Annotated in this window: 21 protein-coding genes and 1 tRNA gene; 5 read left to right on the top strand and 17 right to left on the bottom strand. The window is 70.1% G+C overall.

Going from position 1 to position 18,836, the window contains the following annotated elements; translation table 11 throughout:
• Positions 1-7: 7 nt before the first annotated feature.
• A complete protein-coding gene (locus MRBLMX7_RS16520; RefSeq protein ID WP_363370142.1) occupies positions 8-670 on the top strand; it encodes a hypothetical protein in 663 nt (220 codons plus the stop codon).
• Positions 671-677: 7 nt separating this feature from the next.
• On the opposite strand, the gene MRBLMX7_RS16515 is transcribed toward MRBLMX7_RS16520, so the two are convergent.
• From MRBLMX7_RS16515 to MRBLMX7_RS16485, 7 genes are read right to left on the bottom strand one after another with little or no spacing between them, the layout of a single operon-like run.
• Positions 678-1,061, bottom strand: a complete 384-nt coding sequence (locus MRBLMX7_RS16515; RefSeq protein ID WP_363370140.1) for a hypothetical protein — start codon at positions 1,059-1,061, stop codon at positions 678-680.
• Between the two features lie 44 nt (positions 1,062-1,105).
• On the bottom strand, positions 1,106-1,588 hold the full coding sequence (locus tag MRBLMX7_RS16510) for a TadE family protein (protein ID WP_363370138.1): 483 nt from the start codon (positions 1,586-1,588) through the stop codon (positions 1,106-1,108).
• On the bottom strand, positions 1,578-1,976 hold the full coding sequence (locus tag MRBLMX7_RS16505) for a TadE/TadG family type IV pilus assembly protein (RefSeq protein WP_363370136.1): 399 nt from the start codon (positions 1,974-1,976) through the stop codon (positions 1,578-1,580). Before MRBLMX7_RS16505 ends, MRBLMX7_RS16510 begins: the two co-directional genes overlap by 11 nt.
• Before the next feature lie 7 nt (positions 1,977-1,983).
• Positions 1,984-2,181: a hypothetical protein gene (locus tag MRBLMX7_RS16500; protein ID WP_050722822.1), complete on the bottom strand. Its 198-nt coding sequence runs from the start codon at positions 2,179-2,181 to the stop codon at positions 1,984-1,986.
• Between the two features lie 22 nt (positions 2,182-2,203).
• Positions 2,204-3,142, bottom strand: a complete 939-nt coding sequence (locus MRBLMX7_RS16495; protein WP_363370134.1) for a type II secretion system F family protein — start codon at positions 3,140-3,142, stop codon at positions 2,204-2,206.
• Positions 3,139-3,996, bottom strand: a complete 858-nt coding sequence (locus tag MRBLMX7_RS16490; RefSeq protein WP_363370132.1) for a type II secretion system F family protein — start codon at positions 3,994-3,996, stop codon at positions 3,139-3,141. Before MRBLMX7_RS16490 ends, MRBLMX7_RS16495 begins: the two co-directional genes overlap by 4 nt.
• Entirely contained in the window at positions 3,993-5,138 is a 1,146-nt protein-coding gene (locus MRBLMX7_RS16485) for a CpaF family protein (protein ID WP_363370130.1), read from the bottom strand. Before MRBLMX7_RS16485 ends, MRBLMX7_RS16490 begins: the two co-directional genes overlap by 4 nt.
• Before the next feature lie 119 nt (positions 5,139-5,257).
• Between MRBLMX7_RS16485 and MRBLMX7_RS16480 the strand changes: the two genes are divergently transcribed.
• Positions 5,258-5,339, top strand: a tRNA-Leu gene (locus MRBLMX7_RS16480).
• 66 nt (positions 5,340-5,405) lie between these two features.
• Positions 5,406-6,176 carry a DedA family protein gene (locus MRBLMX7_RS16475; protein WP_363370128.1) on the top strand — a complete coding sequence of 257 codons (771 nt, stop codon included), beginning with the start codon at positions 5,406-5,408 and terminating at the stop codon, positions 6,174-6,176.
• Between the two features lie 25 nt (positions 6,177-6,201).
• Here MRBLMX7_RS16475 and MRBLMX7_RS16470 read toward each other — a convergent pair whose 3' ends face one another.
• On the bottom strand, positions 6,202-7,077 hold the full coding sequence (locus MRBLMX7_RS16470; RefSeq protein ID WP_363370126.1) for a Ku protein: 876 nt from the start codon (positions 7,075-7,077) through the stop codon (positions 6,202-6,204).
• A gap of 73 nt (positions 7,078-7,150) precedes the next feature.
• On the opposite strand from MRBLMX7_RS16470, the gene ligD reads away from it, so the two are divergent.
• Positions 7,151-9,112, top strand: a complete 1,962-nt coding sequence (gene ligD / locus MRBLMX7_RS16465; protein WP_363370124.1) for a non-homologous end-joining DNA ligase — start codon at positions 7,151-7,153, stop codon at positions 9,110-9,112.
• Positions 9,113-9,130: 18 nt separating this feature from the next.
• On the opposite strand, the gene MRBLMX7_RS16460 is transcribed toward ligD, so the two are convergent.
• The 6 genes from MRBLMX7_RS16460 to murI all read right to left on the bottom strand — a co-directional run bounded on the left by MRBLMX7_RS16460 (position 9,131) and on the right by murI (position 13,532).
• Positions 9,131-10,051 (bottom strand): cation diffusion facilitator family transporter, encoded by a 921-nt coding sequence (locus tag MRBLMX7_RS16460; RefSeq protein WP_363370122.1) that lies wholly within the window; start codon positions 10,049-10,051, stop codon positions 9,131-9,133.
• A gap of 120 nt (positions 10,052-10,171) precedes the next feature.
• Entirely contained in the window at positions 10,172-10,552 is a 381-nt protein-coding gene (locus MRBLMX7_RS16455; RefSeq protein WP_363370120.1) for a hypothetical protein, read from the bottom strand.
• A 122-nt stretch (positions 10,553-10,674) separates the two neighbouring features.
• A complete protein-coding gene (locus MRBLMX7_RS16450) occupies positions 10,675-11,250 on the bottom strand; it encodes a dihydrofolate reductase family protein (protein ID WP_363370119.1) in 576 nt (191 codons plus the stop codon).
• A 61-nt stretch (positions 11,251-11,311) separates the two neighbouring features.
• Positions 11,312-11,905 (bottom strand): RdgB/HAM1 family non-canonical purine NTP pyrophosphatase, encoded by a 594-nt coding sequence (gene rdgB, locus MRBLMX7_RS16445; protein WP_363370117.1) that lies wholly within the window; start codon positions 11,903-11,905, stop codon positions 11,312-11,314.
• Entirely contained in the window at positions 11,905-12,639 is a 735-nt protein-coding gene (gene rph, locus MRBLMX7_RS16440; RefSeq protein WP_363370114.1) for a ribonuclease PH, read from the bottom strand. Before rph ends, rdgB begins: the two co-directional genes overlap by 1 nt.
• 65 nt (positions 12,640-12,704) lie before the next feature.
• The gene (gene murI, locus MRBLMX7_RS16435) at positions 12,705-13,532 is read right to left on the bottom strand and encodes a glutamate racemase (protein ID WP_363370112.1); all 828 of its coding nucleotides are present in this window, start codon (positions 13,530-13,532) and stop codon (positions 12,705-12,707) included.
• Positions 13,533-13,606: 74 nt separating this feature from the next.
• Between murI and MRBLMX7_RS16430 the strand changes: the two genes are divergently transcribed.
• Positions 13,607-14,929: a nicotinate phosphoribosyltransferase gene (locus tag MRBLMX7_RS16430; protein ID WP_363370110.1), complete on the top strand. Its 1,323-nt coding sequence runs from the start codon at positions 13,607-13,609 to the stop codon at positions 14,927-14,929.
• Positions 14,930-14,977: 48 nt separating this feature from the next.
• Here the strand turns inward: MRBLMX7_RS16430 and MRBLMX7_RS16425 are convergent, their stop codons facing one another.
• The 3 genes from MRBLMX7_RS16425 to MRBLMX7_RS16415 are packed head-to-tail and all read right to left on the bottom strand — an operon-like array spanning position 14,978 to position 18,591.
• Positions 14,978-15,244 (bottom strand): DUF3039 domain-containing protein, encoded by a 267-nt coding sequence (locus MRBLMX7_RS16425; RefSeq protein WP_028503536.1) that lies wholly within the window; start codon positions 15,242-15,244, stop codon positions 14,978-14,980.
• Positions 15,245-15,283: 39 nt separating this feature from the next.
• The gene (locus MRBLMX7_RS16420; protein WP_363370108.1) at positions 15,284-16,849 is read right to left on the bottom strand and encodes a hypothetical protein; all 1,566 of its coding nucleotides are present in this window, start codon (positions 16,847-16,849) and stop codon (positions 15,284-15,286) included.
• Positions 16,825-18,591: an ABC transporter ATP-binding protein gene (locus MRBLMX7_RS16415; protein ID WP_363370106.1), complete on the bottom strand. Its 1,767-nt coding sequence runs from the start codon at positions 18,589-18,591 to the stop codon at positions 16,825-16,827. The genes MRBLMX7_RS16420 and MRBLMX7_RS16415 overlap by 25 nt, the downstream gene beginning before the upstream one ends.
• Positions 18,592-18,836: the final 245 nt, after the last annotated feature.

The following is an 18,836-nucleotide window of genomic DNA, read 5'->3' as shown; positions in this document are numbered from 1 at the left end:
TGGTCGCATGGCCTTCGCATTCGTGCTGCCCGCCTCCCGCCCTCTGCTCGACACGGCCGGCTCGCAGGGCGCCCGCCCCGTCGACGCGGACCGCGCAGCGTCAGCGCTCCGCGCGGACTACGAGCGCTGGTCGCGCTGGGGGCTGGGACTCCTGGCGTTCGTCCTCGCGGCACTCGGCCTGCTCGTGGCCGTGGGGATGGTCGGCACGATCGCAATGCTGGGTGGGGTGCCGGCCGTGTTCGACGTGGTGGTCATCGTCGTCGCCGCAGGTGTCGCGGCGACCGGTGTCTCGGTGCTCGTCGCTCTATGGCGATCGGGACGGCGGATGCTGCACGCGGCGTCATGGTGGATGCGCCTGCCGTACACGCACGGCGGTCGCCAGCGTCGAGCCGCTGGGTGGCTGCAGGCGCGGACGGTGAACTTCGAGCCGCGGGTGTTCGCCCGGATCACGACGGCCACACTCGCGCTGCTGCTCGGCCTCGCCGGCGTCTCCCTGCTCATCCGCGACCTCGTGACGGCATGGACCTCGGTGACCGCCGCCTTCGGAGCGATCGGCATGCTCGCCCTGGTGTCCGGGTGCGCGCAGTTCGGCGGTGTGCTGCGGCTCGTGTCGGCGCTCTCCGAAGCCGACCCGCTCTGGGTGCGGATCCGGTCGACGTTTCGGGGGTGAAGCAGGGCTACCGCAGCGCGGTCCGACTCGTCGCGGTCGCCTCCAGTCGCACACCTTCCGGCACGAACAGCGAGACAACCGGCGGGTGCCAGTCGGTCGTGACCGTGACACGGGCCGAGAGGCCGTCGGGGGCGGATGCCGAGACGAGCGTCGCATCTCCGGGACGCGCCCGCAGGAGCGCGACGGCCTGCTCCCGCACAGCCGCATCCGTGAGTTCGGCGCGCACCGCATCCCCCTCGACCTCGACGATGAAGCCGTCCGCTCCGGCGAGCGCGGCGGAGTCGGCGAGCGCGTCGAGGCGCTTCTGCGCGATGTACAGATCGGTCGCGCACACGCAGACCAGAATCAGGGAGATCGCGAGCACCGCATAGCCGAGCGCGAGCAGCAGCACGCTCCCCTCCTCTTCGCAATCATCCGCATCGCCCGCGAGAGCCTTCACGACGCACCCCACAGGCGCGACACCTTCTGCACGGCGATCCCCTCGACGGGCACGACGGCAGCGCGATCGAGACCGAGGACGGCTGGCACGAGCGGAAGCTGCACACGGGTGCGCACCGTCACTGTCACGGTGGCCCCCGCCGCAGGACAGGGAGTGGCGATCGGCGCGCACGTCATGCCGACGTCCAGTGCCGCCGGGTCGATGCCGTACTCCGCGGCCACACCGTCGAGCACCCGCTGAGCGCGTGCCGCCCCCGCCTCGGCATCCGGAGCCAGCGACAGCGTCCGAGTCAGATGCCGCGCGGCGGCCTCCACTCCGAGCGACTGCTCCTGGATCGTGCCGAGCGCGACGATCAGATACACCAGCGGCACGAGCAGGAGCACCCCGACCGCGATGAACTCCAGCGCCGCCGATCCCTCCTCCGCCGTCCTCTCATCCGCCGTCCTCTCATCCACCGAGACCGCCTGCTCACTCGACATCGAACGTCTCCACCGGGGCATGCGCCTCCACCTGCAGCGCGGCGGGAATCCCGATCAGACCGAGGAGCGGCAGCGTGGTGCGGATCCGCACCACGACCGTGTCCTCCCCCGCCTGCCGCGCCGGACCCACCGTGACGTCCTCCGCATAGGCTGCGCCCACGGCACGAGTGACCACCTCGCGGGCACGCGCGGCACCCTCTTCGGGGAACGTGTCTGCCAGAGCCGCGTAGTACGCACCCTCGACCGCCGCGTCGTGCACGACGTTCCGCACATACACGACGAGCGCGAGCTGCAGCACCGCCAGCGTGAGCACCGTGAGCATGGTGCCGACGAGCACGAACTCGACCGGGCTCGACCCGCGCTCGTCATCCCGCAGCGACATGGACATCGCGCGCTCAGAGGCCGGAGACGCGCTGGATCGCCTGTTCGAACAGGTCGCTCAGCGCAGGGCCCGCCACGGCCCAGATCAGCACGACCAGCCCTGCGGTCATCAGAGTGACCAGCACCCAGCCGGGCACATCGCCCGTCTCGTCGTCACGGAGGTCCCGCAGGTTCTCGGCGGCCGCGTGCCGCCAGCGTCGCAGTGTGTTCATGTCGTCCTCTCATTGGGTGCGCTCAGCCGATGCCGAGTCGCAGGATGAACAGTCCCGGATAGATCGCGAACAGCACCGACAGCGGCAGGATCAGGAACACCAGCGGCAGGAGCATGAAGATCTCCTTGCGACCCGCCTGCTCGATCAGCACCCGCTTGGCGTCCTCCCGCGCATCCCCCGCCTGCGCCTGAAGCACCCCGGCGAGTGGTGCACCGTGCTCGAGCGCCGCGATCACCTGATCGACCGCGCGGGTGAGGCCCGGCAGCTCGAGCCGCACCGACATCTCGCGCAGAGCCTCCCCGAGCGGCGATCCCGTGCCGACCGCCAGCACCACCCCGCGAAGCTCAGTCGTGAGCTCCCCGGTGCCGACCTGCGCGACCCGGCGCAGCGAATCGAGGAGTCCTTCTCCAGCGGCGAGGCACAGCGAGAGGAACTCCAGCGTCGTGGGCAGTTCGTCGGTGAGTCTCCGACGTCGCGCCGTCACGCGCGCCGAGAGCTGCATGTCGTACCCGATCGCCGCGCCGGCGCCGGCGAGGATCGGCAGCAGCAGCGCGGGGAGCGACATCCGCCCGGCGAGCACGATCACGATGAGCGCCAGCGCGCCGGCGGCGATGCCGGCCACGGTCCAGCCGAGCTGTCGACTGCGGAACCCCGCGGCATTCAGTGATGCTCCCGCCTGCGCGAGCCGCTTCTGCAGCGATGCGCCATCTCCCAGGACGCGCTCGACCACGGCAAGGGCGTGACCTCCCAGAGAGCGCGAGGTCACTGGAAGCGCTCCGACCCTCGGCAGCGCAGCGGGCGGAAGGGCCTCCTCGGCGACGACGTCGCGCACGTACGGCGCGATGCGCATCGCGAGCGGAGTGGCAGACCAGCGCGGAAGCGCGGCGAGCATCAGCAGCGCCCCGGCGGCGAGCGCTCCCCCGCCGAGCACCGCCACGGCCATCGTCGAAAACAGGTTCATCCGAACCACCGCTCGGGTTCCGGCAGCCGCCCGATCCTGATCATGATCCGGTACGCGACCACCGAGACGGCCGCGCCGATGCAGATCACCACGACGCCCTCCGGCGTGCCGTACGCCGCCGCACCCTCCGGCCGCATCACCAGCAGCCCCAGGACGACCCAGGGCGCCACCGCTCCGAGCACGGCCGCGCCGCGGATCCATGACTGACGCGCCTCGACCTCGCCGCGCAGCGCCGCATCCGCCCGCACCGACGACGACAGCGCGCGCAGCACCGCCCCGAGCTCGGTGCCTCCCACCTGCCGAGCCATGCGCAGCGTCTCGATCATCCGATCCGCGATCGGGTCGGCCAGGGTCGCCTTGAGCCGGTCGAGGCTGCTCTCGAAGCGTCCCGTGGCGTGCAGGTCGCGCGCGAACACCTCGAACGCGGGCCGCATCATGAGCGGAGCGGAGTCTGCGAGCGAGGCGACGGCGTCGGGGAGCGACAGCCCCACCCGGATCGAGGCGATCAACAGGTCGCACACGTCCGGCCAGAGCTGACGACGCACCTTGCGGAGGCGCAGCCGCCGGGCGCGGAGGAACAGCACGGGCGCGACGGCCGCCGCGCCGCCGGCCAGCGCAGCGAGCACCGGGATGCCTGTGAGCAGCCACACGACGGAGGCCGCGGCGAGCGCCAGGCCGAGCATCACGACGATCAGGATGCGGGGAGCGATCACGGCGAACCCGGCCTCCTCCAGCACCCGGGTGAGGATCCCCCTGCGCACCACACGGTCCGCGCCATCCCCTCCCGGCCACAGCCACGGCGAGATCACGAGCAGGATGCCGGCGGCGAGCGTCGCGCCGAGGAGCGCCGTCATACGAGACCGCCGTCGCGTCGGAACACCGTCCGCGCCTCGATCCGCCCCGCGACGATCGCACCGGTGGGCGCGACGACCTCCCGCACCCGCCGCTCGCCGCCGCCCGACCGCTCGCAGTGCACCACGAGGTCGATCGATCCGGCGAGCGCCGGCGCGATGAAACCACGGTCGATGTTGCGGCCCGCGAGCAGCGGGAGCAGCGCGAGCTTCTCGAGCGCCTCCTCAGCCGAGTTCGCATGCACGGTGGCAGCTCCCGGCACTCCGGTGTTGAGGGCGAGCACGAGGTCGAGCGCCTCAGCATCCCGAACCTCTCCGACCACGAGCCGGTCGGGTCGCATGCGCAGCGCCTCCTTCACGAGCCGACGGAGCGTGATCTCACCCGCACCCTCGAGGCTCGCCTGGCGCCCCTGCAGGGCGACGACGTCCGGCCCCTGCAGGGCCAGCTCGAACGTCTCCTCGACCGTGACGATCCGCTGCCGCTCGGCGGCGCTCTCGAGCAGAGCGGCGAGCATCGTGGTCTTTCCCGCGTGCGTCGCGCCCGAGACGATCACGCTGCGCCCCGCTCGCAGCGCGCCCGTCAACTCCGCGGCGAGAGCGGCAGGGAGGCTGCCCTGCGCCACCAGCGCGTCGAGACTCCGGTGCCGCGTGAGGAACTTGCGGATGTTGACGGCCCACCCTCCGCGCACGACGTCGGCGATCGCGACGTGCAGGCGCGAGCCGTCGGGCAGCGACGCATCGACGAAGGGCTGACCGATGTCGACCCGGCGTCCGGTGGACTGCAGCATCCGCTCGACGAGGTCGCGCAGCTGCACCTCGGTGAGTCGCAGATCGATCCGCTCGGCGACGCCGCCCCGCGCCACGTGCACGCTGCCGGGTCCGTTGAGCCAGATCTCCTCGATGTCGGGATCGTCGAGCAGAGGCTGCAGCGCCCCGAACCCGTGCACAGAGGCGAGCACGTCGGCGACGCACCGCGCCTCGTCGTCGGCCAGTTGCTCGCCGCGGGCCAGCGCGACGTCATTGAATCGACGGACCTCGGCCTGTGCGACCGCCCGCGCGGCCTGCGCATCCACCGCGGGCTCGATCCCCTCCGCACGCAGCCGACGACGGACGCGCTCGGCGATGACGAGAGAGGGCTGATTCACCCGGGCATCCTCGCAAGAATCCCAACCCGCCCGGACGAGTTATCCACACTGTCCTCATCCGACTGCGGGCGGATCCCCAGCATCGGACGATGCCCCGGTCAGTAGACTTATCCCACCGCGCGGGAGTGGTGAAATTGGCAGACACGCAGGATTTAGGTTCCTGTGCCTCAGGGCGTGTGGGTTCAAGTCCCACCTTCCGCACCGATCAGTCGCATCCTTCGCGGCCGACGACAGCACCGCCGCATTCAGCACTACGACGGGAAATCCATGCATCACGCCGCTCTCCTCCCCTGGCTCGACCCCGCCACGATCATCGGCGCCGCCGGGCCCTGGGCTCTGCTCGTGGTGTGCTTCATCGTCTTCGCCGAGACCGGTCTGCTGGTCGGCTTCCTGCTCCCCGGCGACACGCTGCTCGTGATCGCGGGTCTGCTGTCGCACCCGATCGCGGGCTCCGAGCACGGCGTCTTCGGCATCAACGTCTGGATCGTCGCCCTGCTGATCGGCCTGGCCGCGTTCGTCGGCGGTGAGGTCGGCTACGTCATCGGCCACAAGGGCGGTCCGGCGGTCTTCGAACGCAAGGAGTCCGGTCTCTTCAGCAAGAAGAACGTCGAACGCACGAACGCGTTCTTCGAGCGGTTCGGCGGCATCACCGTCATCCTCGCCCGCTTCGTTCCGATCGTCCGCACGTTCGCTCCCGTCGCGGCGGGAGTGGGCCACATGCCGTGGCGCCGCTACACGCTGTACAACCTGATCGGCGCGGTGCTCTGGGGCTTCGGCCTGACGATGTTCGGCTACCTGATCGGATTCATCCCCCCGGTCGCGCACTTCGTCGAGAGCTACATCGACCTCATCCTGCTCGCCGCCGTGGGCGGCACCGCGCTCGTCACGCTCTGGCACTACCTGTCCGAGCGCCACAAGGCCAAGAAGGAGGCCGCGGCAGGCGAGGGCACCACGGATGCCGCGGAGGCCGAGGAGCTCGCGCTCGACCCCGAGGTGTTCGACCGCGCACCCGACCTGGACGGCGACGGCAAGCACTGACCCGACGCGCGAGAGCGGATGCCGGTCAGCCGGCCTTCTTCTTCGTCGCGGACTTCTTGGGCTTCGCCTTCTCGGCGTCGTCGTCCGCGTCGGCATCCGAGCCGCCCGACCGCGCGGCCTTGGACTTCGCGACGCTCGCGCGCAACGCCTCCATGAGGTCGATGACCTCGCCGCTCTTGGCGTCGCCCTCCTCCTCGCCGAACGTGTCGGCCACGTCGAACGTGTCGCCCGCCTCGATCTTGGCGTCGATCAGGGTGCGCAGCTCCTTCTGGTACTCGTCGACGAACGACTCGGGGTCGAAGTCCGCCAAGTAGCTGTCGACGAGGGAGGCGGAGAGCTCGAGCTCCTTCTTCGAGATGCGCACGTCCTCGTCGAGCGAGGGGAACTCGGCCTCACGGACCTCGTCGGCCCACAGGAGCGTCTGCAGCACGAGGACCTTGCCGCGCACGCGCAGCGCCGCAAGGCGGGTCTTCTGCCGCAGCGTGAACCGCACGATCGCGGTGCGGTCAGTCTGCTCGAGGGTCTTGCGCAGCAGTACGTACGCCTTGGGCGACTTCGAGTCGGGTTCGAGGTAGTACGGCTTGTCGAGGGTGAGGAGGTCGACCTGATCCGAGGGCACGAACTCGACGACGTCGATCTCTCGGCTCTTCTCGGCCGGCAGGGCGGCGAGGTCGTCCTTCGTGAGGACGACGGTCTGCCCCTCGTCGACGTAGGCGCGGTCGATGTCGGCGTACGCGACGGTCTCACCGCACACCTCGCACGTGCGCTGGTAGCGGATGCGCCCGCCGTCCTTGTCGTGCACCTGATGCAGCGGCACGTCGTGGTCCTCGGTCGCGGAGTACACCTTGACCGGCACGTTCACGAGACCGAAGGTCAGCGCGCCCTTCCAGATCGTCCTCATGGCATAAGTGAACACCAGTCGCACCCGTCACAGCCAGTCCCTTGACGAGGCGGGCCGTCACTACGCTGTCCCTATGGCAGCCGACGCGCAGAACGTGCAGATCGACGGCCGCCGACTGCGCGTCACGAACCTCGACAAGGTCGTCTACCCGGAGACGGGCACGACCAAGGGCGAGGTGTTCGCGTATTACACGGCGATCGCCCCGCTGCTGCTCCCCCTGCTCGACGGACGCCCCGTCACCCGCAAGCGCTGGGTCGAGGGAGTGGGGACGAGGGATGCTCCCGCCGATTCGTTCTTCACGAAGCAGATCGAGCCCGGAGCGCCGAGCTGGATCCCCCGGCAGGCCATCGCCCACTCCGACGGTCCGAAGGAGTACCCGCTTGTCACCGACGTGCCGACGCTCGTGTGGCTCGCGCAGGTCGCCGCGATCGAACTGCACGTGCCGCAGTGGCGGTTCGATGCGGCAGGGCTCCCCGCGCGGCCCGACCGCCTCGTGCTCGACCTCGACCCGGGGCCCGGCGTGGGCCTCGCGCAGTGCGCGGAGGTGGCGCGGATCGCCCGCGGCATCCTCACCGGCATCGGGCTCGACCCGCTCCCCGTGACGAGCGGCAGCAAGGGCATCCACCTGTATGCGGCGCTGCCGGGGCAGCAGACCAGCGACGAGATCTCCGGGGTCGTGAAGGAGGTCGCGCGGATCATCGAGACCGAGCATCCCGATCTCGCCACGAGCACGATGGCGAAGGCCGCGCGCGGCGGCAAGGTGTTCCTCGACTGGAGCCAGAACAACGGCAAGAAGACGACGATCTCGCCCTACTCGCTCCGCGGGCGTGCACAGCCGTGGGTCGCGGCACCGCGCACCTGGGACGAGCTCGACGACCCCGACCTCGCGCAACTCGACATCGAGCAGGTACTGGAACGCGCGGCCGAGGGTGTCGATCCCCTGGCCGCGCTGAGGCCCGAGAACCCGCCGGTGCCCCGCGACGACCGCGAGCTCGTCACCGAGCGACCGGCACGCAAGGAGCATCGTCCGCGGATCGCCGCGACGTCCGGCTCCGCGTCCGATGCGGTCCCGGCATCCCTCACCCCCATGCTCGCCGAGAACGGCACGCCCGCCATCGCGCGAGGGCTCAGCACGCCGCCGTGGGTCGAGGTCAAGTGGGACGGGATCCGCGCCGTCGGCACCTGGGCGGAGGGGCGGATGCGCCTGCATGCCCGCAGCGGCATAGACATCACCGCGCGCTATCCGGAGCTCACGGCCGACGGCGCGCCGTTCCTGCCGGCCTCCGACGCGATCGTCGACGGCGAGATCGTCGCCTTCGACGCCCAGGGTCGCCCGAGCTTCTCGCTGCTGCAGAACCGCATGCATCTGACGCGCGCCCGCGAGATCGAGCGCGAGGTCGTGCGCACCCCGATCGTGTACCTCGTCTTCGATCTGTTGCGCTTCGACGGTCACGACCTGTCGTCGATGCCCCTGTCGCAACGGAGGACGCTGCTGGAGGACGTGGTGTCCGACCTGGATGCTCCGATGCGCGTCCCGCCGGTGTTCGACGATCTGGAGGCCGCCCTCGCCGCGAGCGAGGAGTTCGGTCTCGAGGGCGTCGTCGTGAAGGACCCGAGGTCAGCGTATCGGGCGGGTCAGCGCTCGCCGGCCTGGCTCAAGATCAAGCACACCCGCATGCAGGAGGCCGTGATCGTCGGCATCCGTCCGGGCAAGGGCGATCGGGAGGGGACGTTCGGGTCTCTCCTGCTCGCCGTGCCGGATTCCGTGCGACTGCGCTATGTCGGACGTGTCGGCACCGGATTCACGGATCGGATGCTGCGCGACCTGCTCGCGCGCCTTGCACCGCTACGCGTGGACGACGTTCCACTCGACGGAGTGCCCGCCCCCGACGCCTCGGACGCGCTCTGGGTGCGGCCCGAGCTCGTCGGCGAGGTCGAGTTCGCGAACTGGACGCCCGACGGGGTGCTGCGTCACGCGCGCTGGCGGGGGCTGCGTCCGGACAAGTCGCCCGACGAAGTCGTCGTGGAGAGCTGAGCGGTCAGCCGGGCCGGATCAGGCGTGGTGCGGCTCGCAGTCGGACTGCTCGGCGGGTTCGATCTGGAACGTCGAGTGCTCGACGTCGAAGTGCTCCGCCAGGCAGTCCTGCATCTCGCTCAGGAGACGCGCCGAGCGCCCGTCCGCAAGCAGAGCCGGCTCGACGCTCACGTGCGCACTGAAGACCGGGGCGCCGCGCGTGAGCTGCCACACGTGCACGTCGTGCACGCCCACCACGCCCTCGTAGTCGAGCAGGTGCTGGCGGATGTCGGCCACGGCCGTGCCCTTCGGCGCGGACTCCGACAGCACCGAGAACACCTCCCGCAGCAGCGCGATCGCGCGCGGGATGATGAGCACCGCGATCGCCATGGACGCGATCGCGTCCGCCGGCATCCATCCTGTCGTGACGATCACGATCGCGGCGACGATCACCATCGCCGAGCCGATCAGGTCGCCCATGACCTCGAGGTACGCGCCGCGCACGTTGATGCTCGTGCGCTGGGCGCGACTCAGCAGCCACATCGAGATCGCGTTCGCGATCAGGCCGACCGCGGCGACGACGAGCATGAGTCCGCCCGCGACCTCGACCTCGCCGGGGTTCAGCAGACGGCCGATGGCCTCGATGCCCACCCAGCCCGACAGGAGGATGAGGATGATCGCGTTGATCAGCGCACCGAACACCTCCGCCCGCTGATAGCCGAACGTGCGGCGGTCGTCCGCGGGGCGGGCAGCCACGGCCGCCGCGATCAGGGCGATCACGAGCGCGGAGGCATCGGTGAACATGTGCGCGGCGTCGGCGAGCAGGGCCAGCGATCCCGTGAGAATTGCGCCGACCACCTGCACGACCATGATGGTCGCGGTGAGGGTCAGCGAGATCGCCAGGAGACGACGATGACCGGCCGAGCGGATGCCGCCGGCGGCGGGCGCGTGATCATGCATACGACCAGGTTAGAGGCGCTTTCCGCTGAGCGAGGGCGTATCGGCGTACTCGGGAATGGTGATGATTCTCAGTAGTCCCGACGGCTCCCGATTCGCGACGATGAACCGCGATTGTCGAGGTCACGCATCTTCGCCGTTTGCCAGCGACGATTCGGAGAGCTTCGCCCTCCAAGCACGAGGAAGAAACGCCGTGAGCACCTGTGTGACGATGACGCCGAGGACCGTCGCCGAGTACGCCACGATAAGCGCATTGATAGCCCACCACATCATGGTCTCGTCTGAGTAGCCGGCTGCGAGGGTGATGATCGACAGGAACAGCGCACAGGCGATCGCCGCGATCGTGAGCAAGTGCCAGACTCCCTGGATTACCCGAACAGCGGCCGGATAGGCCGGCTGGTTCCACGCCCGAGCATCGGCTCGCACCGTGAGAACGAAAGGAATCGCGACGACGGCAGCCAGCTGAGCGATGGTGCTGTAGAGATAGAGCAGGTGATCATCCATACGGTCGAATATATCGTCTTTGTGACATTCTGCTCGTATATCAGCGGATTTTGTCCCGATCGTTGCGATCGGGCCGTTACCGGAGCGCGGCGAAGCCCGGCGGTGGCGCCGCCTACTGATCGTCACCGCACGCGGGTGTACTCCAGCACGACGCAGCCGTTGTCGTAGGTGCGGGCGCGGTCGAGCGCGAACGCGGTCGGCTGGAAGCCGTGGTCGACCATCGGGATGCCGGAGCCGGCGATCACCGGGTACTTCTTGACGATCAACCGGTCGATCTCGTCGAGCAGCGTGCCCGCGAGGCCCGCACCGCCCGCGAGGTAGATCCCGAGCCCGTCCTCGGCCTTGAGCTCGCGCACACGCGCGACGGGATCAATCCGCACGATCTCGACGTTCTCGTGCCCGGGATCGTCGAGCGTCGAGCTGACGACGATCGTGCGCAGGTGCGAGTACGGGTCGAGCACGCCCTGATCGAGCGCAGGCTCGTAGGTGCGCCGCCCCATCACGACCGTGTCGAACGTGGTGACGGGCTGGTCCGCTCCCCCGCGCGCCGCGCGCACGAAGGCCGGCTGCAGATCCGCGAGCTCGGTGCCGAGCGTCTCGGCGAACGCGGGGGTGACGGGATAGAAGTCGACCTCGTCGTCGGGTCCCGCGATGAAACCGTCGAGGGTGACGCCGATGTAGTAGGTGAGTTCTCTCATGCTCACCACTCAACCACTACGCATGAAGTACGTCAAGCGTAGTGGTTACCGCGACGCGACCTCAGAGCTGCGCGAGCAGCGGCACGAGTTCGGCGAACGCCCGCGCCCGATGCGACTGCGACTGCTTTTCCTCCGCGGTGAACTCTCCCACCGACCGCTCCTCCCCCGCAGGCTGGCCGTCGGGCAGGAAGATCGGGTCGTAGCCGAAACCGCCCGCCCCGGATGCCGCATGCGCGAGGCGCCCGGGCCACAGCCCCTCGACCACGCGCTCGGCGCCGTCGGGCGTCACCAGCGCGATCGACGACGTGAAGTGCGCGGTGCGGTGCGGATCCGCGATGTCGCGCAGCTGGTCGAGCAGCAGCTCGAGGTTCGCCGCGGCATCCTTCTTCTGCCCCGCCCAGTACGCCGAGAACACGCCGGGCGAACCGCCCAGCACGTCGACGCAGATGCCCGAGTCGTCGGCGAGCGCCGCGAGCCCCGTGTGCGCCGCGGCGGCGCGCGCCTTGATCAGCGCGTTCTCGGCGAACGTGACGCCGTCCTCCACGGGCTCCGGTCCGTCGTACGCGACGATCTCGAGATCGGGCCGCGTGAGCGAGACGATCTGCTGGAACTCCGCGACCTTGTGCGCGTTGTGCGTGGCGAGGACGACCTTCATCAGTCTGCGAGCGCCGTCAGCTGGTGGGTCTTGAGGTCGGCGCAGCCCGCGACACCAAGGTCGAGCAGCGCGTCGAGCTCGCGCTTGTCGAAGGGCGCTCCCTCGGCCGTGCCCTGCACCTCGACGAACAGGCCGCGACCGGTGACCACGACGTTCATGTCGGTCTCGGCGCGCACGTCCTCGACGTACGCAAGGTCGAGCATCGGCTCGCCGTCGATGATGCCGACGGAGATCGCCGACACCGAGTCGATCAGCGGCGTCGAGTTCTTGGCGATGAACTTCTTCTCGCGACCCCACTCGATCGCGTCGGCCAGCGCGACGTACGCGCCCGTGATCGCGGCCGTGCGCGTGCCGCCGTCGGCCTGCAGCACGTCGCAGTCGATCACGATCGTGTTCTCGCCCAGCGCCTTGGTGTCGACGACGGCGCGCAGCGCCCGACCGATCAGGCGCGAGATCTCATGCGTCCGCCCGCCGATGCGCCCCTTGACGCTCTCGCGGTCGTTGCGGCTGTTCGTGGCCCGCGGCAGCATCGAGTACTCGGCGGTGACCCAGCCCTTGCCCTTGCCGGTGAGCCAGCGGGGCACGCCGTTGGTGAACGAGGCGGTGCACAGCACCTTGGTGCCGCCGAAGCTGATCAGAGCCGATCCCTCGGCGTGAGCGCTCCAGCCGCGCTCGATCGTGACCTCGCGGAGCTGGTCGGTGGAGCGGCCATCGGCACGGACGATGTCTGACATGGTGTTCCTTCGGTCGAGTGACGCGTTCGGTCTGGCGGCGGGGAGAAGAATCAGGAGACGGTGGATCAGCGAGCGACGTCGGGCAGGGTGATCACGCCGGTCTGCACGAGCTGCACGTCGCGCACCTCTCGGCCCATCAGCCGGTTCGCGAGGGCGGTGAACTCGGTGGCCGAGGCACCCGTCGCCTCGTAGACATACGACGCCTGAGCATCGGCGGGAGCGAGCAGGTCGCCGCGCACGAGCTGTCGGAACACGTCGCCCGCCGTCTCGTCGTCGCTCGAGACGAGGGTGACGTCCTCGCCCATGACGTAGCTGATCGCGCCGCGCAGGAACGGGTAGTGCGTGCATCCGAGCACGAGCGTGTCGACCCCGGCCTCGCGCAGCGGGGCGAGGTACTCCTCCGCCGTCGCGAGCACCTCGGGGGTGTCGGTGATCCCGGCCTCGACGAACTCCACGAACCGGGGGCACGCCGCCGTGAACACCGACAGCCGCTCGTTCACCTCGAGCATGTCCTGGTAGGCGCGCGAGCCGATCGTGCCGACCGTGCCGATCACGCCGACCCGGCCGTTGCGGGTCGTCGAGACGGCCCGCCGCACAGCCGGTGCGATGACCTCGACGACCGGGATGTCGTAGCGCTCGCGCGCATCGCGCAGCATCGCCGCGGATGCCGTGTTGCAGGCGATGACGAGCATCTTGACGCCCTGGTCGACGAGGGTGTCGAGCACCTCGAGCGCGTAGCGCCGCACATCCGCGATCGGCTTGGGCCCGTAAGGCGAGTGCGCAGTGTCGCCGATGTAGACGAACGACTCGCGGGGCAGCTGGGCCCTGATGGCCCTCGCCACCGTGAGCCCGCCGACACCGGAGTCGAAGATTCCGATCGGCGCGTCGTTCATGACTCCCCAGCCTAGTCGCGCACACCCCCGACATGCGCGCCGCCGCAGGGCGTCGTCGTCACTATGCTGAGCGGATGACGTCCACGGCGCTTCTGACCGATCGTTACGAACTCACCATGCTCGCCGCCGCGCTCCGCGACGGGACGGCCGCGCGGCCCAGCGTGTTCGAGCTCTTCTCCCGCAGGCTCTCCGGCGGTCGCCGCTTCGGCGTCGTCGCCGGCACCGGGCGCCTGCTGACCCTGCTGCGCGACTTCCGCTTCGGCGACGACGAGCTGCGCTTCCTGCGCGACCACGACGTGGTGGATGCCGCATCCCTCGCCTACCTCGAGGACTACCGCTTCACCGGCTCGATCCGCGGCTACCGCGAGGGCGAGCTGTACTTCCCCGGCTCCCCCATCCTCACGGTCGAGGGCACCTTCGCGGATGCCGTCGTGCTCGAGACCCTGGCCCTGAGCGTCCTCAACCACGATTCCGCGGTGGCGACGGCGGCCGCGCGGATGAGCATCGCCGCCGGAGAGCGGCCGCTCGCCGAGATGGGGTCGCGCCGTGCGGCCGAGCGCTCGGCCGTCGCGGCCGCGCGCGCCGCGTACATCGCCGGCTTCGGCGCCACGAGCAACCTCGAAGCCGGTCGGGAGTGGGGAATCCCCACGATGGGCACCGCCGCACACTCGTGGACGCTGCTGCACGACACCGAGGAGGAGGCGTTCCGCTCGCAGATCGCGAGCCTCGGCGTCGACACGACGCTGCTCGTCGACACGTACGACATCCGCACGGGCGTCGAGACCGCGATCCGGGTGGCCGGCACCGGCCTCAGCGGCGTGCGCCTCGACTCGGGCGATCTGCCGATCGTGGCGGCGGAGGTGCGCGCCCAGCTCGACGAGCTCGGAGCGACCGGCACGCGCATCACCGTCACGAGCGACCTCGACGAGTACGCGATCGCGACGCTGGCCGCCGCCCCCGTCGACGCCTACGGCGTGGGCACGTCCGTGGTCACCGGCTCCGGGTATCCGACAGCGAGCATGGTCTACAAGCTCGTCGCACGGCAGGGTTCGGACGGCGCCTGGGTCGGCGTCGCGAAGGCCTCCACCGACAAGGCCTCGCACGGCGGGCGCAAGGCCGCGTTCCGCACGATCGTCGACGGCGTCGCGACCAGCGAGACGGTCGTCGTGTCCGACGGCTTCGAGCAGCTCGACACCGCCGCGGATCACCCGGACGGTCGCGCGCTGCAGGTCACCTTCATGGAGGCCGGGGACATCGACGAGGCCTACGAGGGAGCGGCAGGTACGGCATCTGCTCGGGAGCACCACCTCCGCGTGCGCGAGGAGCTGCCGGTGCGTGCGCTGGCGCTCAGTAAGTCCGACCCGGCGATCCCCACGGTCTTCGTCGACGCGGACTGACCACTGGTCGTCGGCCGACGACCGAGGCGCGACGCGAGAGACCGGCGGTCAGCCGACCATCGACTCGTAGATCTCCTTGCACGTGGGGCAGATCGGGAACTTCTCCGGGTCACGACCCGGGGTCCACTTCTTGCCGCACAGCGCCCGCACCGGCTTGCCGGTGATCGCGGACTCGAGGATCTTGTCCTTCTTCACGTAATGCGAGAAGCGCTCATGGTCGCCCGGCTCGAGATTCTCCTCGCGGAGAAGCTCTTCCAGTTCGCGATCAAGCGTTGCCACGCCGCCCTGATCGGGGCTGTCCAGCGGAGTACTCATGCGCTGAGTCTAGTCGCGCGAGGATGCCGATGGGCGGCCTCATGCCGTCTCGACGAACTCCATCAGCCGCTCGCCCTGCTGCTGGAAGATCCGCCCGCCGATCACGACGCCCAACGCGAGCACGACCAGTCCGCTCGCGAGACCGACCCAGAAGGTCGCCGGCGCGTACGCGGAGCCCTCGATCGTCGTGAGCGCGAACAGCCAGATCGTCGGCCCGCTCAGCACGATCGCTCCGAGGAACGCCGCCGCGGGACCGTAGGCGCCGCGCGACGTGGGGCGCTGCGGCTGCTGGAAAGGGCTGTCCCCCGGGCGCGAGACCGCGTACGGCGCGATCACCGACACGATGCTCGACAGACCGAGCGCCGACAGCAGCAGGCTCGCGCCCACGCCCACGAGGGGCAGCAGGAGCCGCCAATCGTCGATCGACAGCAGAGTAAGGGGCACCGCGATCGCGAGCACCGGAAGCGCCACGAGGAGCACGGGCACGAGACGGCCGAGCCGGTCGGGCACACCGCGCACGCCGCTCGCCACGTGCGTCCAGAGGGCGGTCGAGTCGTAGGCGACGTCGTTGTGCGGGAGCCACCCGAAGAAGAGGGCCATCACGGGCACCGGGACCAGTGCGGCGATCTCCAGCGGCACGCCCGCGACCACGAGCGGCAGCACGGTGAGCACCCCGGCGATGGGGACCACGATCACGTTCATGATGTACCGGCGGTCGCGCAGCCAGTACACGAGGCTGCGCGCGGCGATCGCGCCGAAGGCGTTCGAGGGCAGCAGACCGAACCAGCCGAGACCCGTCCGCTCACGAGACGCGACGGGACGCTCGGTGGTCGTCAGCAGACGGCGCACCAGCCACGACCACAGCACCCAGAGGATCACGAGCGTCGCGACGGCCACGAGGCCGCTGATCCAAGCGCCGGCGACGTCGTCCGCGGCAGCCGCGAACAGGAAGCGCGGGGCGGCGGCGAGCGGAGTGACCCCGATCGCTGTCGTGATGCTCTCGACGATCCCGGGCACCTGGCCGTCCCACCGCAGGGAGGCGAGGAACACCGCGACGGGGAACGCCACGACGATCACGGCGAGCGCGAACAGCGCGGTCAGCTCACGCGATCGGCGCTCGGGCAGCAGCAGGGCGTTGACGGCCATGCCGACTCGGGCGGCGAGGATGGTCGTGAGTGTGCTGACCACGCTCAGGATCACGGCCGCGGGCCACGGAGCTCCCAGACGCACCGCGACCACGCACACGCTCACGTGCACGGCGATCAGCGCCAGGCTGGGGACGCTGATGAGCGAGGCGAGCGCCAGGACCGCCGGCATCCGTCGCTCGTCGACGCCGAAGACCGCGAACCTCCGCGGATCGAGCGGATCGACCGCCCCCACGAGAATCGGCCCCACGAGGAACCCGAGGAACAGCGCCGCGCTGCCGAGGACCACGACCGTGCGCGCGACGTCGACGTGGGCGGACTCGAGGCTGAGCACCGCGGCGCACACGAGCACCGTGATGACGACCACGACGGCGAGCATGAGCAGCGTCCGCACCCGACGTTCGCCGCGGAGCGATCCGATCAGGAGCGCAGCCCTCAGTCGGAGAACGTGTGCAGCCACTCGAGCCCCTCCACCTCGCCGATGCCGCCGGACAGCTCGACGAACCGCGCCTCGAGCGTCTGCCCGGCGCGCACCTCGTCGATCGTGCCCTCGGCGAGGACGTCTCCGCCCACGATGATCGCGACCCGCGAGCATACGCGCTCCACGAGGTCCATCCCGTGGCTCGAGAGGATCACGGTTCCGCCATGCGCGACATACGCGCGCAGGATGTCGAGGATCACCGCCGACGACACCGGGTCGACCGCCTCGAAGGGCTCGTCGAGCACCAGCACGCGCGGCGAGTGGATCATGGCTCCCGCGAGCATGATCTTCTTCGTCATGCCGGCGGAGTAGTCGGAGACGACGCGCCCGAGGGCGTCACCGAGGTCGAACGCCCGGGCCAGATCGCCGACGCGCTTCTCGATCACGTCGGAGGCCAGGCCGCGGAGCAGGCCGTAGTAGTAGAGGAGCTGCCGTCCGGTCAGACGATCGAAGGTGCGCAGGCGGTCCGGGAGGACGCCCATCATCCTCTTCGCGGCGAGCGGGTCGGATCGCTGGTCGACGCCGCAGATCACGACCTCGCCGCTGTCGGAGCGCAGCAGACCGGCCACGATCGACAGCGTGGTCGTCTTACCGGCGCCGTTCGGCCCGACGATGCCGTAGAACGATCCGGCGGGCACGGTCAGGTCGACGCCGTTGACGGCGATGTGATCGCCGAAGCTCTTCACGAGGCCGCGGATGCGGATGGCTTCGACTCCGGATGCTGCGGCGCTCGACGACGTGGGCTCGTCCGCCGGAGCATCGTCGACAACCGGGGTGACCTCCTCGACGGGCGCGGCGTCCTGTGCAGTGGCGTCGGCGACCGCGTCGTCCACGACCTCCGCTGGAGCGTCGTCGACCGCTGCGGGAAGGTCTTCCGCCGGCTCTTCGGTGACCGGCTCGCCCACGGTCGGCTCCGCCTCTACCGGCTCTGCTTCGACCGGCTCCGCGTCGACCGACTCTGCCTGCTCGGCGCCTGTCGCGGGGAGTGCGGCCTCAGCGACGGGGTGCACCGGCTCGGGCTCGGGCTCGGCCGCGGTGGGCTCTGCGGGAACGGCCTCGAGCGGAGCAGGCGCCTCCGACTGTGTCTCCAGGGGACGCTCGACCGCAGGCGTCGCGATCTCCGCGACGTCCGTCGACGCGTCCTCCTGCGCGGCGCGCGCCTCGGCCTCCGCCTTCGCGGCTGCAGCCTTGGCAGCCCTGGTCGCTGCGGCCTTCTTCGCCGCGGCGGTCCGGTCGGCCGACGTGCGCGCCGCCGTAGTGCGGGCGGCGCTCTTCTTCACCGCCGACTTCTCCGCCGCCGCCTTGGCCGCTGCGGTCTTCGTCGCCGCGGACTTGGCCGTAGACGTCTTCGCTGCGGTCGAGCGCGCTGCAGCCGTCTTCGCCGCAGCCGTCTTCGCTGCAGCTATCTTCGCCGCAGTCGTCTTCGCCGCAGTGCTCTTCGCGGCAGTCGTCTTCGCCGCAGTGCTCTTCGCGGAGGTCGGTCGCTTCGTCGGCGCCTTCGCCGCCGTGGGAGCGGTTGCGCCCGCCGAACCGGCATCCGTCCTCGCGATCGGCTCCACGACCACCTCCGCCGTCGGGGCCGCCTGCTCAGCGGCCGAGCGCGCAGGAGTCCGCTTCGCCGGAGTGCGCTTCGCCGGGGTCTTCCGAACCGGCGTCTTCTTCTCGGAAGGGGTCACGGCATCGGATGCCGGATCGGTACGGTCGTCGGGGGAGGCAGTCACCGTCCTACGGTATCAACGGGGCGGGAGTATTCCTCCGTTAGCCGCAATAAAGGGAGCGAAACGGCGGCATTCTTCGTGGTCCTGTCAAGCCCTGGACGAATCTGAGTGTTCGGTGTGTACTGGATCACGAAACGGCAACGGGGCCTCCTCGCCCCGGTGCTTCCCAGGCTGTATCGCTAGCATGACTCACGGCACGACGAAGTGTCCGGTCGGTGAACCGACCGTGAACACCTAATCCTTAGGAG

Source organism: Microbacterium sp. LMX7-1.2, from assembly GCF_040675935.1.
In the GTDB taxonomy this organism is placed as follows: Bacteria; Actinomycetota; Actinomycetes; order Actinomycetales; family Microbacteriaceae; genus Microbacterium.
Note: the sequence above shows the minus strand (reverse complement) of the source record. Positions and strands in the feature narration are given on the sequence as shown.

Excerpts from the sequence above, each read along its gene's own strand:
- MRBLMX7_RS16520 (WP_363370142.1), top strand. The coding sequence starts at position 8 with ATGGCCTTCGCATTCGTGCTGCCCGCCTCCCGCCCTCTGCTCGACACG.
- MRBLMX7_RS16510 (WP_363370138.1), bottom strand. The coding sequence starts at position 1,588 with ATGTCGAGTGAGCAGGCGGTCTCGGTGGATGAGAGGACGGCGGATGAG.
- MRBLMX7_RS16505 (WP_363370136.1), bottom strand. The coding sequence starts at position 1,976 with ATGTCCATGTCGCTGCGGGATGACGAGCGCGGGTCGAGCCCGGTCGAG.
- MRBLMX7_RS16500 (WP_050722822.1), bottom strand. The coding sequence starts at position 2,181 with ATGAACACACTGCGACGCTGGCGGCACGCGGCCGCCGAGAACCTGCGG.
- MRBLMX7_RS16495 (WP_363370134.1), bottom strand. The coding sequence starts at position 3,142 with ATGAACCTGTTTTCGACGATGGCCGTGGCGGTGCTCGGCGGGGGAGCG.
- MRBLMX7_RS16490 (WP_363370132.1), bottom strand. The coding sequence starts at position 3,996 with ATGACGGCGCTCCTCGGCGCGACGCTCGCCGCCGGCATCCTGCTCGTG.
- MRBLMX7_RS16475 (WP_363370128.1), top strand. The coding sequence starts at position 5,406 with ATGCATCACGCCGCTCTCCTCCCCTGGCTCGACCCCGCCACGATCATC.
- MRBLMX7_RS16470 (WP_363370126.1), bottom strand. The coding sequence starts at position 7,077 with ATGAGGACGATCTGGAAGGGCGCGCTGACCTTCGGTCTCGTGAACGTG.
- ligD (WP_363370124.1), top strand. The coding sequence starts at position 7,151 with ATGGCAGCCGACGCGCAGAACGTGCAGATCGACGGCCGCCGACTGCGC.
- MRBLMX7_RS16460 (WP_363370122.1), bottom strand. The coding sequence starts at position 10,051 with ATGCATGATCACGCGCCCGCCGCCGGCGGCATCCGCTCGGCCGGTCAT.
- MRBLMX7_RS16455 (WP_363370120.1), bottom strand. The coding sequence starts at position 10,552 with ATGGATGATCACCTGCTCTATCTCTACAGCACCATCGCTCAGCTGGCT.
- MRBLMX7_RS16450 (WP_363370119.1), bottom strand. The coding sequence starts at position 11,250 with ATGAGAGAACTCACCTACTACATCGGCGTCACCCTCGACGGTTTCATC.
- rdgB (WP_363370117.1), bottom strand. The coding sequence starts at position 11,905 with ATGAAGGTCGTCCTCGCCACGCACAACGCGCACAAGGTCGCGGAGTTC.
- rph (WP_363370114.1), bottom strand. The coding sequence starts at position 12,639 with ATGTCAGACATCGTCCGTGCCGATGGCCGCTCCACCGACCAGCTCCGC.
- murI (WP_363370112.1), bottom strand. The coding sequence starts at position 13,532 with ATGAACGACGCGCCGATCGGAATCTTCGACTCCGGTGTCGGCGGGCTC.
- MRBLMX7_RS16430 (WP_363370110.1), top strand. The coding sequence starts at position 13,607 with ATGACGTCCACGGCGCTTCTGACCGATCGTTACGAACTCACCATGCTC.
- MRBLMX7_RS16425 (WP_028503536.1), bottom strand. The coding sequence starts at position 15,244 with ATGAGTACTCCGCTGGACAGCCCCGATCAGGGCGGCGTGGCAACGCTT.